General features: G+C 44.5%; 11 protein-coding genes. 2 read left to right on the top strand and 9 right to left on the bottom strand.

The annotated features are described in order from the left end of the window. Nucleotides 1–45: 45 nt before the first annotated feature. A complete protein-coding gene (locus ABWW54_RS12975; RefSeq protein WP_353412748.1) occupies nucleotides 46–924 on the top strand; it encodes a hypothetical protein in 879 nt (292 codons plus the stop codon). Here ABWW54_RS12975 and ABWW54_RS12970 read toward each other — a convergent pair. Beyond that, nucleotides 921–3,497, bottom strand: coding sequence for a caspase family protein (locus ABWW54_RS12970; protein WP_353412747.1), 2,577 nt, complete (start codon nucleotides 3,495–3,497; stop codon nucleotides 921–923). The two genes, ABWW54_RS12975 and ABWW54_RS12970, sit on opposite strands and share 4 nt — an antisense overlap. On the opposite strand from ABWW54_RS12970, the gene ABWW54_RS12965 reads away from it, so the two are divergent. Beyond that, entirely contained in the window at nucleotides 3,496–4,458 is a 963-nt protein-coding gene (locus ABWW54_RS12965) for an alpha/beta hydrolase family protein (protein WP_353412745.1), read from the top strand. The genes ABWW54_RS12970 and ABWW54_RS12965 overlap by 2 nt on opposite strands. Here ABWW54_RS12965 and ABWW54_RS12960 read toward each other — a convergent pair. From ABWW54_RS12960 to ABWW54_RS12925, 8 genes are all read right to left on the bottom strand, one after another. Then, entirely contained in the window at nucleotides 4,422–5,903 is a 1,482-nt protein-coding gene (locus ABWW54_RS12960; RefSeq protein ID WP_353412744.1) for an autotransporter outer membrane beta-barrel domain-containing protein, read from the bottom strand. The two genes, ABWW54_RS12965 and ABWW54_RS12960, sit on opposite strands and share 37 nt — an antisense overlap. Nucleotides 5,904–6,057: 154 nt before the next feature. After that, nucleotides 6,058–7,890, bottom strand: a complete 1,833-nt coding sequence (locus ABWW54_RS12955) for an adenylate/guanylate cyclase domain-containing protein (RefSeq protein WP_353412743.1) — start codon at nucleotides 7,888–7,890, stop codon at nucleotides 6,058–6,060. A gap of 262 nt (nucleotides 7,891–8,152) precedes the next feature. Next, nucleotides 8,153–9,034, bottom strand: a complete 882-nt coding sequence (locus tag ABWW54_RS12950) for an NAD-dependent epimerase/dehydratase family protein (RefSeq protein WP_353412742.1) — start codon at nucleotides 9,032–9,034, stop codon at nucleotides 8,153–8,155. Nucleotides 9,035–9,075: 41 nt separating this feature from the next. Beyond that, entirely contained in the window at nucleotides 9,076–9,573 is a 498-nt protein-coding gene (locus ABWW54_RS12945) for a hypothetical protein (RefSeq protein WP_353412740.1), read from the bottom strand. Nucleotides 9,574–9,893: 320 nt separating this feature from the next. Then, nucleotides 9,894–10,544: an HAD family hydrolase gene (locus tag ABWW54_RS12940; RefSeq protein WP_353412739.1), complete on the bottom strand. Its 651-nt coding sequence runs from the start codon at nucleotides 10,542–10,544 to the stop codon at nucleotides 9,894–9,896. A 143-nt stretch (nucleotides 10,545–10,687) separates the two neighbouring features. Further along, nucleotides 10,688–10,993 (bottom strand): hypothetical protein, encoded by a 306-nt coding sequence (locus ABWW54_RS12935; RefSeq protein WP_353412738.1) that lies wholly within the window; start codon nucleotides 10,991–10,993, stop codon nucleotides 10,688–10,690. Nucleotides 10,994–11,099: 106 nt separating this feature from the next. Beyond that, on the bottom strand, nucleotides 11,100–11,387 hold the full coding sequence (locus ABWW54_RS12930; RefSeq protein WP_353412737.1) for a hypothetical protein: 288 nt from the start codon (nucleotides 11,385–11,387) through the stop codon (nucleotides 11,100–11,102). Between the two features lie 92 nt (nucleotides 11,388–11,479). Beyond that, on the bottom strand, nucleotides 11,480–14,896 hold the full coding sequence (locus ABWW54_RS12925; RefSeq protein WP_353412736.1) for a TIR domain-containing protein: 3,417 nt from the start codon (nucleotides 14,894–14,896) through the stop codon (nucleotides 11,480–11,482). Between the last annotated feature and the right edge of the window lie 134 nt (nucleotides 14,897–15,030).

Below are 15,030 nucleotides of genomic sequence, written 5' to 3'. Positions count from 1 at the left end.
AACAAAATTTGGCTTTGTCAGGAATTGGACATCGAGGTACAAAACATGAAGGCAATTGGTCTAACCACGTTTCTGTTGATAACATTTTGCGCTTTTTCATACCCAGCACACGGCGCCGAAAGTGTGGCAATGATTGCTGATTTGGAAGGCCAAGGCACCATCCTTAATGGGGGCAATAGCGCCCCTGCCGGTATTTTAGTGGAAGTAGAAGCTGGTTCTGAACTGGGGCTGCAAGAAGGATCGTCTTTGACCCTATTTTATTTCGCTTCCTCCGAGGAATACACCTATAAAGGCCCAGTCAAACTATTAGTCGATGATGCTCAACCCACGTTACTATCAGGTGAAGAAGGAAACCGTCGCAACCTCAACCTAACCAAACTCGCAGACATCGCCAGCGAAGATGAAGACAACATTGGGTTGGGAGTACTAAAACTAAGAAATTTTGAAAAGCCTAAACTGCAACTACTCACGCCGGTCGACACGTCTGTAATTGCTGATCAAATTAGATTCACCTGGTCCGAGGTCGATGGAGCCAAAACATACAAATTCATTTTATCGAATGAACTAGGTAAAAAAATAGTTGATCAATCGGTTAACAAGACATGGATTGAATTACCCTCTGATTCCAAACTGACCTCAGGGGAGGAATACACTTGGGAAATCATCGCCAAAGTATCAGAACAAAGTGAATATCGAGCTCACGCCTACTTTAATATTGCAGAAGACTATATTGCATCACAAGTAGAAAGCTCTCGTCCGGCCAAAACAGCCAGCTTTTCTGAACAGGTGGTCTACGCTCGCTTGCTCGAAAAATTGGGATTGAAGCAAGATGCTCAAGAGATTTGGCGGGAACTTGTAACTCTTAAGCCGAACAGCAAGTTACTTCAACAACGAACCGCTCAAAACCAGGCAGCCAACGATTAACCGCCACCCACAGGGCTGAAGTAAAACTCACCACCTTCGTGCCTGGCTCTCGGGATTGGAGCGTAGACAACCGATTGCTTATTAATTCTATAGGTGTGTTTGGATACATACGGTTGTACAATTTTAAACACCCCTTCGCTAGCTAAGACGCCACTGTTGTTCTCTAAGGCCCCTATGAACGCTTCTGCAAAGATAGAATGATCCCCTTGTTTGCCCGCATCAAGTACCTCCGTATTGTCACCAGCCGTAATCAACATTCGAGTTCTTTGCTTTAACCTATCTTTAATTTTTTGCTCTTTTTGCTCTGCTGTCATACCAACTAACATTGCGTTTACCCCACTGGCTCTGGTCATCAGACCGGCATAGCAAGAATCCACCACCAATAAAACGTGCCGTGCGTTCATCGCATTCACGTGATCCGTCACCTGATAACTTGGTATCCAGTTAGTCGAGCTCTCGGCTGACGAATCAACTGGAATCCAATAGGCTCTGTTATTAGCATCGTCGCGCTGTCCATGCCCTGCGTAATAGATAAGCAAGTTATCATCTTCGGTGAGTTTATTACGCATAGATTCTATGGCTTGTAACATATCAACACGCTTAGCATTTAATAAAAGGGTGGTTTCAAACCCGTACTTTTTCTCTAAAACGCGCGCCACTGTTTTTGCATCATTAACGGCATTACTCAGGTTTGTCCATTTAGGATCGGCATAGTCGTTATTTCCAATCACAAGAGCGTGGTACTTCCCCCACTTCATTTTTTTTGAAGGTTTGCTCTTTGCTGATACTTGTTGATCGGACACGGTTGGCTTCAGCACCAAATTTTTTGTGCTTTCTCTGCCCTGTGAATCAACGATCTTAAGCTCCATCGGTACGGCTTGATTTTGGATATCGACTTGGATCATGAACAGATTATTAACGTCCAGCTCAGCTGGCTCGCCGTTCAACGTAAATGACTTTAGCCCTGAGGGCACCACGACACCGCCGGCAAGATACACTTGCTGGCCGGGTTGGACTGCAACCTCATTGAGTCCACGGCTCGCCACTATCGGGGGCACTTTCAATACAATGGTGGGCCCCTCATTGATGGCTAAGTCCCTATTACTTTCATTGTTAGCTAATTGCTTAGCCTGACTGTTGACTTTAGCGATCAACTTTTTATTGCGCTTAGATTCTGACTCGAGCAATTTAGTTTGTTTCTTAATCTCATTTCTCAAGCTCGCTATGACCTTCTCAGCACCCGCTCTGTCTTTGAGTTGCTCAGCTTGAGCCTTACGCACACTAATGGCTTTAGCAAGGTCCGCTTGAAGGTCAGCATAATCTGAAGACGCGACCGTTAAATCATTCTGTTGCCGCTTAATTTGCTCTTCGAGCAGCTTAATAATGCTCTTAGAATCATCTTGCTTCTTAGCCGCGATAAACTTTTCTTTTTGAGTAGCAAGCTCTTGCTTAAACGCTAAAATTGTCGCTTCATACCGGTCAGTCTCTTGCTCATAAAGGATCTTTTGGTTTTCAATTTTTGAGTTCAATTGATTTACCAAAGACGCTGACTGGGAGTTTTTCTTCGCGACTCGCAACTGTTCAGTCAAATCAGCGATGGATGAATTAGCACGATCAAGATGGGCGTTCGCAACGCTTCGCGCCTCAGCGATCTGACGTTGCTGATCAGACAACTGACCTTTCATGAGAGCAATCAACTCCTCGGAGTTATCGCTCATCTTGGCGTTCTCTATTGCCGATTCAGCAGCTGAAATCCTTCGTCTTAAAGATCTCTTTTCCAGTTCAGCCCTACTCTCCTGATTAATCAACTGCTGTTCGAGCGTATCAACTTGGCTCTGTAAATTTTGCACTACCGGCGCCAAGTCTTCTTGACTGCGAGCATCCTGCAAAAGCCGTTGCTTCATGGCTATGTCATTCTCTAATTGCTGCACTAGGTCGGCAGATCCTTGCGCCTGTTTTGTGCTTTGAATAAACTGACGCCTTAGCCTCTCATTACTTTGTTCAAGCTCCTTCACTTGCTTCTTTAACGCCTTAAGTTCTTCGGCGGTCCCTGATTTTGCCGCACTTTGCATATCCGATACAAAACTGAGCTTATCGTTTTTCAACCCATTAGCGCTTCTGTACAAATTTAGCGCGCTTAACAGGTTTTTTTCAACACCCAAACCTTGTTCAAACAGCCGCCCTAAGCTTAACTGCGCAGGCTTATAATTTTGCTCCGATGCCATTTGATACCATTTGGCGGCCTCCGCGTAATTAGGGTCCGTACCCAACCCACGTTCATAAATTTCGGCCACATAGGTTTGAGCTTTAGCATCGCCGGTTTTCGCATCGGCCATCCAAACCTTAAGTGCCGTTTGATAATCTGCTCGATCGTAGGACACGTACTCACCACCACGAATCGCGCAACTCCTGGCCGATGTTTTAATAGGTCTGCGTGGCGTAATAAATTTACTTTTAGGCCCAAGTTGTCGAACCTGGCCAGGCAATAGGCAATCCACAACAATCAAGCTTTCAATGGATATTTCCTGAGCAATCGAACCGTGAGGCGACAGAGCGACTATACTTGTCGTCATGAACGCACTGATCAATGATACCCAGGACTTCTTTCGATCTCTAAACGATGATGTCGAGGTTCGCTTATACATAAATACACCTTTTATTCGCATAATTTCAATCATTGCAATTAGCCTATTGTGTTCTTGTACCACGCCATCAAGCCAGTATAGCAACCTAGCTCGAAACTTCGCATTTGCACAATCTCAAATCCAGACGGACAGATTTACACACACTTACTACCTAAATCTGAATGCCATCGCGCTAAAAAATAAACGTAACTTAGCGCTAACGCCCGGTGGCCCACTCCATATCTATTTGGAAGGCGATGGAACACCCTGGGTAGAGGGAAAATGGATAGCCATCGACCCCACTCCACGCCGTTCCATTATGCTCCCACTTATGCATTTGGACACCGCGCCAGCAATATTATTAGGCCGCCCCTGTTATCACCTAGATAAAAAAGATAAACACTGCGTGCCCAACGATTGGACCATGGGTCGCTACTCTTCGAAGGTCGTAGAGTCCATGGTGCAAGCGATCGAAAAATTACAGTCCGAGCTTGGCTTTTCGAGCCTCGCTATCTTCGGACACAGTGGTGGCGGATCGATGGCCATATTGATTGCAAACGCACTCAAAAACAAATCCCCTAAGGTTGATACCATTGTCACACTCGCCGCTAATATCGACACAGACGTATGGACGGCAAGTCTTTCGCACCTGCCGCTCACGGACTCCATAAACCCAGCGAACTTACCACCGCTGCCAGAGCAGACCGACGTCCTTCACTTGTTTGGGTCTGACGACAGTGTAGTGCAAGTAGACTTGTTCGATAAATACCTTTCTAACAACCGAGACGTTCGATCACACACCTACAATGGTTTCGATCACACGTGTTGTTGGCAGTCTATTTGGCCAAGCATTCTTAACCAAATAGTAAATCATCAAAACTCGCCTCTAAATCCGGCCGTAACTGAATAGTAAGCAGTGCCTTTAAGCCCGACCGTCGTATCAGCTGAAACAAACCAGTTTTTACCACGAGGCAACACCCCAGAAGTTCCCAATGCAAACTTAAAATAATCCGTATCTGGCGCGTCAGTCACTAACGAAATAATGGTCGGCACTGACTGACCATTGTTACTGGCATCCGCCCCTGAAGGAAAGGCACCGTTTGTCTGGTTAAACCCTGCACTAAACGGGTCGTTAGCAAAGCGGGCACGAATTGTGCGTGGGTCATCTTCAAACTCATGAATGTAAGATAACTCAACAAACGGGATGATCACACCAGATGAAGTACCAAATACCTTCGATGCCTGAACTCCAAATACCGATGTCAATGACTCGATTTCTTGAGCCGCAAGTTCCAAATTCATACCGAAGCCACTGGCTCCTTGATTCGACATTCGTTCAGTAAACCCGTCCACGTCAGCATCAAGGTAATTCAGTCGACCCGTATACGAAAACTGGATTCCTTCGCCTTGCCGACTGTTTGGAGTAAAACCAAACCCAAAACTCGCAAACGTCATATCGGCGTCAGTGCTTGCTAATGCAGTCTGAGAAACCGCAGTTCCTCTGGCCGTGTAATCCAGATTTCGACTTGTGTCGTAATCGTACTTACCAGTCCCCAAAGTGCCTTCTAGATAAAGTCGGTCATTCAAGCTCTTTGTTCCGTACACCATTAAGCTGACTCCATCGGACTCGACATCGCCTCCATTATTCGACATTTCAGAATCAGATGAGTTTAACCCCAACGCGGCGCCCACAAACGCACCGCCATCCAATCGATAATCCATGCCTAGGGTTAGCGAGGTTGAATCAATATCAAAACCTGATTCATTGGCGGTTTGATCCTTATCGCCAGTTCCAATTGTCGCATTGATGTAAACACCTAAGCGTCCAGAACTTGCAATATCATCGCCCGCTCCAGTTCCATAACCATTCACATTGAATGCCAATAGCCCGGGTTGGCTACTGTTCAACGAGACTTGCTGACTTGAAGTTTGAATACTGCTTCGTAGTCCGGCTAACCGCGAACCAATACTATTTAACTGGTTAGACGACAGTTCCACAATGCCCGTTTCTTGCGTGGCTATCTCTTCTGGAGCAACTTGGCGCAAACTTCCTGTCTGAGGTTGGGTATCAAATATCAAATCACCGCAACGTCGAAAAAGGTCTGTTTGAATCGCCGAGTTTTGCTCCTGATTTTGTCTCACAGCGAGCTGTGGACACAAATTCTCAATCGCCACACCCACAGCCGCTTCCGGACTGGACTGGCCTACGGCAATATCGCCAACCAACAATCCTGCCGTCGGAGCTCCTGACCCATTATCCACTTGAGCTACGGAGGCACACGACCACACCAATCCAACAGCCACAACAGAAGAACTGACCCAGCGCTTCACCGATAAATCTCTACAACTTTTCATATAGCAATTTCCCATTATCATTTCTCCATCCTTCATTTTGGCCCATCTTTCTTGCGCCCATTTTGAATACCCTAGCGCTTTCCCTGAATCACATTGTAGGTTAAAAATTGACGTTTGTAATGTACGAATCAACGACCTTTACGCGCAATGTTACTTATTGATATGAAACTGATGAATTCCAACCATACACAGGTATTGGCGTGTGCCCCTTAAGCTTATGTTGCCCTAAACTCTGTGTTTGTTCGTCATTGTCAATATCAGCAAACACCGTCTCACTGAACACGATGCTGCTCTCAAGCGCTTTGGTTAACCCTTCCAGTCTTGCAGCCACATTAACGGTATCCCCAATTGCCGTGTACTCGTTGCGACGAACTGAACCCACGTGCCCTATCACGGCCTCACCAGTGTGCAGGCCAATGCCAATTTCAATCGGTTCTATACCTTGCTCGTCCAAGGTTTGATTAACAACTTTAAGACGTTCAAGCATTTTTTTTGCCGCATTAAAGCCATCCTCAGAAGGGTTCGCTGATGAATTTGGAGCGCCAAAAAACACCATCAATCCATCACCAATGAATTTATCTACGGTACCGCCGTATTCATCGATCGCCGCCGTCATCTCTTCAAAATAAAGATTCAACAAATCGATAATGGCTTCAGGGGTTGAAGATTCACTTCGCGTCGTAAAATTTCTTATATCAGCAAACATGACGCAGACATTTCGCCGCGCGCCTTTCATATCAGGGCGAATTTTGCCATCCAGTATTTCCTTCATGACGTTAGGACTAACGTACCCACCAAAAGAAGACGTCAATCGGCGCCGTTCGAGAAATGAATTAGCGGCTTCGAATGAGAAACGTGTAATGCAGACGACGAGCCCGGCCATTAAGAGTGTCCCCGTCGGAAATTCTTCTTGAACGGTTAACGACCAGGTTGAAAACAGTAAAACCGAAATAACAAATACACTTAATGACACTAAGCCCACATCAATCCGCCGAGAGAGCGCCCAAAGACAAAATGCGAGCATCACAAATAGCGCGATAAGCCAAGATCGAGCTGGCTGGATCAAGCCCCCCGAGTCGATAGACCTCATTGCCTGGGCCATAAACAATACACCCGGTGTCATGCGATTATCGCCCTCCCACGCGGTCATTCGCACCGGACCAATATGGCGGTCTTCAAAACGAGTGACTGTGCCCACAAAAACAGACTTACCGGCAAACGCTAAGTTCAACTGACTTACGTTCTGCTCTCTTACCCATTTCACGACTTGATGCAATGATATGTAGTCAAACTCTGCGCCTACCGAAAAATTTATTAACCCCGGCGAGTGCGTTTCACCAAGTTGCTCATAAACTCTGGCCAACATACTCGGAGAGCAATCCTGACAATTCTCGTAGACCATACTTTGTCGGCGCATTACATTGTCTTGATCCTTTTCAATTAATGCTAGGCCAAAATACGCGTCATCCTTAAGAATTGCCCGCATTGCAGGGTAAGGGAAAACCTCTTCCAGAGTTGCCTTTTTATGACTGGCGTCACCGACCAATTTGACGTCGGAGTTCTTCAGTGCAACCGCCATTACCAAAGGAATCGAGCTCTTTCGAAAGCGCAGCAGACTGCGATGCAGTTCACTGTAGTGATTGGGTACCAGCGTTCGATAGAGTTTCTCGAAAATGAGATCCATCACCACCAATTTAGGTTTCGCTTCAGCTAACCCCGATAGCACTTCACCAATGTAGTGATGCCACAAGCCAGAAGGTCGATCAAAAAACTCGTAAGTGCGCTCGTCTATTCCAATAACAACAATATTATCATTTTGGTTGCCATTGGATGACTCCGTCGATAAATTTCGAAGTACTTTAAACTGAGAATCTAAAACCGCACCATTCAACGATACGGCAAAAGGTGAGACCCACAGTAGAGTGATAATAAGAGCCGCACAGAGCAACCCAATGACGTGTCGCCACTTCAGGCTAACGTTCGACACAGCAATAAAAATGTAGTTCTAATCTGTTCATTGCTCAATCCAATTTGAGATCTAACAGACGGTTCTTAAACAGCCCAGCAGTCATTGTCATTGCAACCCAATACGCGCATATAGTCTGAATCTCGATCAACTATACCATCGTCAAGAATGTCATGATGCATTTTTATGGTCACCGGCACCTATCTGCTCACGACGACCTCAATATTAACCGAGGGACTGTTTACGCTCACGCACTCAGAAACGACTATGGCTCAACGCTTGCTTACCCGCTGTCTTGCACAGGCAATACATCCGCCAGCCCGTTATCTAAAGACTCAAGTACGCTATCGGCGTGAAAAACCGGGCGCCAATTCAGCACCTGCTGGGCCGATGACGAGTCATAAACCCGATCTAAACTCTTCGGCAGCGACCAACCGCGCTCTTCAAAAGCGCACACTAGGTCAGGTAAAAACTCAGCAAATAGCGTTGGCGCCGACGTAAACAGCTGCTCACAGCAAGACGGATCAAATGGTGTGCTTCCAGAGACAATAAAACGATTGAAACCGGCTAAGCGTTTTTCTATGGCACGCCTATGCGCAGTTGCTACGTCTCTCGCGTCAATGCCACGGGTATATCGATACACCGCCATTAGATCAGCGGGTTCTGGAAAACAACGCGAAACTTGCAACACCGTGATCGGAAAATCAAACCGATTCGATAGATGCCGAAATGACTTTTCTGCGTCAATTTTAGTACGGTGATAAATCGTTTTGGGCTGTGGTTCTACCGTTTCGTCAATCCAACCTGCCATACCGGCAGGCGTAGATGCGTGACCGTACAAAGCCGTCGTACTGGTAAAAACGACGTGCTTAACACCGCCTTTAATTGCTTGGATCACCAGTTCTTCGGAAGCCCTTACATTGATATTCTCAAACTCTGCGTCACTGAACAAACCAACATGAGGAGCGTGTAAGGCCGCCGCATGCACCACCACATCCGCGCCTGTGAGCGCTTTTCCAACGAATAAAGGATCACGAATATCGCCTACGTAATCAGCAGTAGAAGATGGAATTAGATCAACGCCGACGACCTTGTAATTCTTCATCAATTCGGCGTAAATCGCGCGTCCTATTCTCCCTGATGCCCCAGTGATGACTATCTTCACAATATTTTCCGCGCCTAAACCAAGTGCCGAATTGAGTACGTTTAATAGCGTAAATTTGCGCCAAAATCTGGAATCTCTCCCAAATTTACCTGTTGACGCCATTCGTCTAAACGGCCTCTGGATAGTTTCCAAAATGTCGCGCAAAGATCAAAATACTCAAGAACGGCATCAGATCGATTTGCCTCTAAGAGCTCCTTCGCCAAGGTCATGTTTGGGCCAAAACTGTTCAATTGAGGCGAGCCCTCAGTAGCACCTGACTTTAATAAGTATTCTTCGGCTTTATCAATATCACCTTCTCGTAATGCGACCTGGCCTAACACCATATTGCCAAAATGAACCGCGTTACCATAATTCCAGTCTTTGGGTTCAACCGTTGACAAGTGGAGAAGTTCTTTAGCAAATACCCTTGCCTGGCTGGCACTTCTATCAACTTCCGCTTTTGCTAAATCAGCTAAGGCATAATACCGTTGATTTGGCTGATGCGATTCTACCGCTAACGAAATGCATAAAAGCAATGCTGTGATGATGGTCGACTTCATGGATTCACCTCCTATTGGTTTTCTCATCCCTTTACAACAGATCGAGCAATCGAAATGATGGTCGTGATCCAAGTATAGATACCAGACTAAATTGGAAAAAGGAATAACTCAAAACGGAAGTTAATCTAAGTTTAAACTCAAGTTTCTCGGGTTACGTAATTCGCTGATGTTATACCGCCGACAGAGAATCGATGTATGACAGTCAGACTAACTCACGCGAATAGAAGGAGCGTGAAAACAGAACCACGATTACACGCCCTTTTATTCATGCAAATATCATTAAACACTGAATTAAAGACAATAAGAAAAACCAATACGTTTCACACTAGACCAATGTAATTGAGTGCGCCTTCGAGATCATCAAAGTCTGAGATAGCTTTATCGTGGATGGCATTATTGCCAACCAGCACAAAATTAAAACCCAGCTTTTCGCACGCTTTCTTATCCCATTCGCCATCACCGAAATACGTTACTTTTTGGTGTGGTTTAACGAGTGCTTTCTCGAGCGCGATTCTCATTATCTCTGTTCTTGAAAAATGATCATTGGAGGAAGCTATTGGGATCCCTGTAACATCTAAACCTACCGCCTCCAGTTTTATTCGAGCTGTTTCTTCCCAACCTCCTGTCGCAATCGAAAGACTGACATCAGATCTCGCTTTAAGCTGTTCTACAAAGAGTCTTGCCCCTTTTATTTCGCTAATCGAATGTTGCTCGACATGACGCCCTATATTAGCCACGAACGTTTCTTTAACCTTGAAATGAATACGCTCTTGCAGATGAAGAAGCCCTCTCGTTTTCAAGTGTTGATGCAAAATACCGGAATCAGTAACGTGCGTATACTGCCTCCAATCAGAATCTATACGATGACCGAGCACCTCAAAAACAGCGTTAAGGTAGCACTCTTCATCAAAGTTAAAAGATTCAACTAAGGTTCCATCAATGTCCAACATAACGTGATGCAAAGTATTCACTCCAAGGGCTGTCGACTACTAAAATGTGCCACAAAGGGTCCTGGTCGTCCGGAAGAACCGTATTCGGTTATTCATAATCCATGGGATCATCTGGAATACTTTCTCGCTGCTCTACAGGAAAAATGACTGCCTTAATGCACATATTAGTACTTCCTTCCAAAAACGACTCTGACGTTCATTCCTGTTGATTCTACCGGACGACCATCAATTGTTTTTGCTTCATAGTAAAGCCTCTTTATAAATCGTTTTGTGCGGGTTTTGTACTTGGGAAAAAGTTTGCCTGGGCCACAACCAGTAATCTTTATCTTTTTAACCTTCCCAATTTTACTCACAACGTATTCAGCGTCACAATACGGCAGACCCTTGACTTCTGGGGCTGTACTCGCTTGCGTTCCCGCTAACGCTAAAAACAAAAAGCCGATAATCACATAGTTAGAAATAGGCTTCACAGGAGTATAAATGCGTCACTAATGGCCATTAAGCCCACCACCGTAGATATAACAATGAGATCCTAACTGTCGACGTTTACGCTTGACGGGGAACCATAATCTCTTGTTAGGTGTTTCTATTACCAAACAAACTAGTAACTTTTTGCATAAAAGTTCTTTCATCCATTTCAACGTATTTTCTTTCATATTTCGAAAGGTTGGCGTATTCGGGCACTAGGGCTTTAGAACCATGAGCTTCAAATAATATCCGAATAGTATTAGTTCCATCACCTAATTCAAAAATATCTTCTACCTTTCCAACACCAAAGAGTGGATGCTCAAGTTCGTCCCCAGGTTTGATTAACCCGACACCATCAAGGCTGTACTCAGTTAAAACTTTTTCTTTAGATCTCATGGGTAAATCACCAAATATCCACTAAGGGAGGTATGTCCGACTCAACAAATTTTTTAGATGCACTTAGAATGTGAGGAGCTATTGAAAACAACTTATATCCCCTCAAGAAGGCAAGTAAATTTCTCGTCGATGCTAGCTTTATCGTTTATTATCTGATGAGTTCTTTCGGTTGGCGAAAGCCCGGATAAATATATTTCTTTGATTATTTCTTCGCTCGTCTCATAGTTAGGCGATTTATCTAACAACTTATTGTAATAGGCCATTCCAGGACTAAAATTCAGGGACTTTACTTCATCTATAACTGTTCGCGCCGTGGCGTAATCTGGGACTTTAGAAAGTAAACGATCATAAGTCCCATGATTGGGTGAGACACCCGCAGCCTTCATTTCATCCATGACAATTCGCGCCGTGACGTAATCTGGAACTTTCTGAAGAAAATGATCATAAGTCCCATGATTGGCTGAGACTCCCGCAGTCTTCATTTCATCCATGACATTTCGCGCCGTAGCGTAATCTGGGACTTTCTGAAGTAAACGATCATAAGTCCCGTGATTCGGTGAGACTCCCGCAGCCTTCATTTCATCTATGACCGTTCGCGCCGTGGCGTAATCTGGAACTTTATGAAGTAAATGATCATAAGTCCCATGATTGGGTGAGACTCCCGCAGCATTCATTTCATCTATGAAAATTCGCGCCATGGCGTAATCTGGGACTTTATGAAGTAAATGATCATAAGTCCCATGATTGGGTGAGACTCCCGCAGCCTTCATTTCATCTATGACCGTTCGCGCCGTGGCGTAATCTGGGACTTTATGAAGTAAATGATCATAAGTCCCATGATTGGGTGAGACTCCCGCAGCCTTCATTTCATCTATGACCGTTCGCGCCGTTGCGTAATCTGGGACCTTATGAAGTAAATGATCATAAGTCCCATGATTGGGTGAGACTCCCGCAGCCTTCATTTCATCCATGACAATTCGCGCCGTGGCGTAGTCTGGAACTTTCTGAAGTAAATGATCATAAGTCCCATGATTGGGTGAGACACGCGCAGCCTTCATTTCATCTATGACAATTCGCGCTGTGGCGTAATCTGGGACCTTATGAAGTAAATGATCATAAGTCCCATGATTGGGTGAGACTCCCGCAGCCTTCATTTCATCTATGACCGTTCGCGCCGTGGCGTAATCTGGGACTTTATGAAGTAGAGGATTATAAGTCCCATGATTGGGTGAGACACCTGCAGCCTTCATTTCATCTATGACAATTCGCGCCGTGGCGTAATTTGGGACTTTCTGAAGTAAACGCTCAAAGGTAATATTATCGCATAGCAGTTTGGCGGTTTTCATTTCATCAATAACAGTACGACTCGTTGCGTAGTCAGGCGCTCTACTTAGCAACACATTATAAATATAGGTATTTGGCGCGATGTTCCATATCTTCAGCTGAGATACCAATTCAGCTGCAGTTTCATAATCTTGCGCGCCGGAAAGCAAACTCAAGACCTCATTTGATCGAGGAGATATTCCATCTGCTTGCATTTCCTGAATGATGGCTTTTTTATTCTCGGTCCCCCTCGCTCTTTGAAGAATTGTCTTATAACTGAAATAATCAGGTTTCATACCTGTTTTTCTAAGTAGCGCTATAGCTTTGCGTGCTAATTCAGTGCTCGGGCAATGACCAATTATTTGGTTCCAAACCTGTATGTTTCGCTCAAGGCCTAAGGGTTTAAGCTTACGGACTAGCTTTTCAACCTGTTTTTCATTTCTAGGAAGTATTTTTAGAGCCACATCAGAAAAGTTATAGCTAGTTACCAATAACCCTAAACGCTCTCGCTCTTCTTTCGAAAATACCGTTTCAATAGTTCTCACTAAGTTTCTATCCCCTTCAGGAGCAACGATATAGTCCAAGTAGGCTGTCTCTGTAATCAAGTGACCATTTTCTCGGCGCAAAAAACCTAAGTTATATCTATCTTGTGTCAATAGCCTGATTAGCTCTTCCCACTTATCATCACTAAAAGGGCCTTGTGACCATTGAGCGTTAGTAAGCGCCTTACCGAAAGCAGATGAGTCTTGATGGTGTTTATGTTTTTTCTGTAAGTAAAATCGAATGTCTTCCTCAGGAAATACACCACCTGCGCTATAAGCCTCCATGATATAAAAAGTGTATAGGGATTTGAGCAAATCCTTGGCATGATCTGTGTTTAGCTTTAATCCGTGTTTTTTGGCAATATTATCCATATTTACCCAACGATCACGCATGGCTTTCAGATCAAGAAAGAGAGAGCCAGGATTATGATCAAACTTATCAGTTACCAATTCATTGAAATTTTCTTGATACCAATCCAAAAACTTTTTCTCTTCAGCTCCTGACAAACGAGAAACTGAAAAGGTCTCTAGCTTGTCCCAGAGATGATCATCTAATTCAAAACGATGGCGAAGGTCATAATAATCTGGCCCGGTACGAGCTGTGGCGAATAAAACAAGATTATTATCCGCAATACGTTTTAAATAATTGTTGATATCAGAAGAGCTGTATCCCTGTTTGATCAGATCACGCAACTGCGCGTCGAAGTCATCCATCCAGACAATACGATGCTTTGTATTTGGAAAGGTTGGTAAATAAAGCGGTTGATCACTTTGTTCAGGCATTGAAAAAGGCCACAAGGAAAAACCACCCTCGTCGTGCAACAGGCGCTTTATTGCCTCAAAGGATGCGCGTGTTTTTCCGGCAAGAGGATGACCTTCCAGCAATACCCACTTTCGACACCGTAAGGCCTCATCAATTTTTATATCTATTTCACGGTGAAAATAATGCTTCTTACTGCTGCTGTCACGATAACGTTTTTCATAACTAAAAGAACCAAACATAGTTCTTGCTAGTTCATCCTCATCACTTACAGGGGTAACAAATTGTTTGAGACAATTATGTATAGCCTCTTTTCCAGAAAGTTTTGCAATTCTATTTTTCAAATAAACATCAAAACTCTTGTTCATCTGTGCCGCGAGCTGACTAAAAAACCGATCCTTAGCAGCAGGCTCATATAAAACGTCTTTGTAACAAAGCCGTGTTTGATCTGGGTTAGCAACATTGGCAGGCGGCATGTTGTATAGATCCGTCACCGTTGGCCAATATATTTGAAAATCCCCCATGCCATCAGGCAAGCTTTTTAGATCATCTTCAAGCACACCAAAAACTACGGGGAAGAAAGTAACCCCTTGGTCTTCATAACGCTTTAATGTGTTTGGCCATTCTTTATCAATAATGTACGACGACTTGCCAAATAGCTCAGAAATTAGCAAAAGACAACAATTGCATTCAGCATTTAATGCTTGATGAATCGTATTATCCCAGTCCTGCCCAACCATAATTTCCTTGTCATCCCACTTATTCCATATACGTTCAGGTGTTTTCAAAAAACGACTGAGAGATGACCAAAAGTCTTGAACCATCGACTGGCCATCAGCATGTGCGTAGGAAATAAATACTTTGGGTTTTATGTCTACATTCATTAATCAGAACCTTTTGATATCATACTCATTTCCTAAATTTGCGTACGCAGCATCTAACGCCAAGCCATCGCGCGCGCGGAGTGCACGTCCATGCGAGCCCCAGGAGCGCAGACACTGTGGGACTTGTATGGTTT

The sequence above is a fragment of the Arenicella sp. 4NH20-0111 genome (genome assembly GCF_040366405.1).
Taxonomy (GTDB): Bacteria; Pseudomonadota; Gammaproteobacteria; order Arenicellales; family Arenicellaceae; genus Arenicella.
Note: the sequence above shows the minus strand (reverse complement) of the source record. Positions and strands in the feature narration are given on the sequence as shown.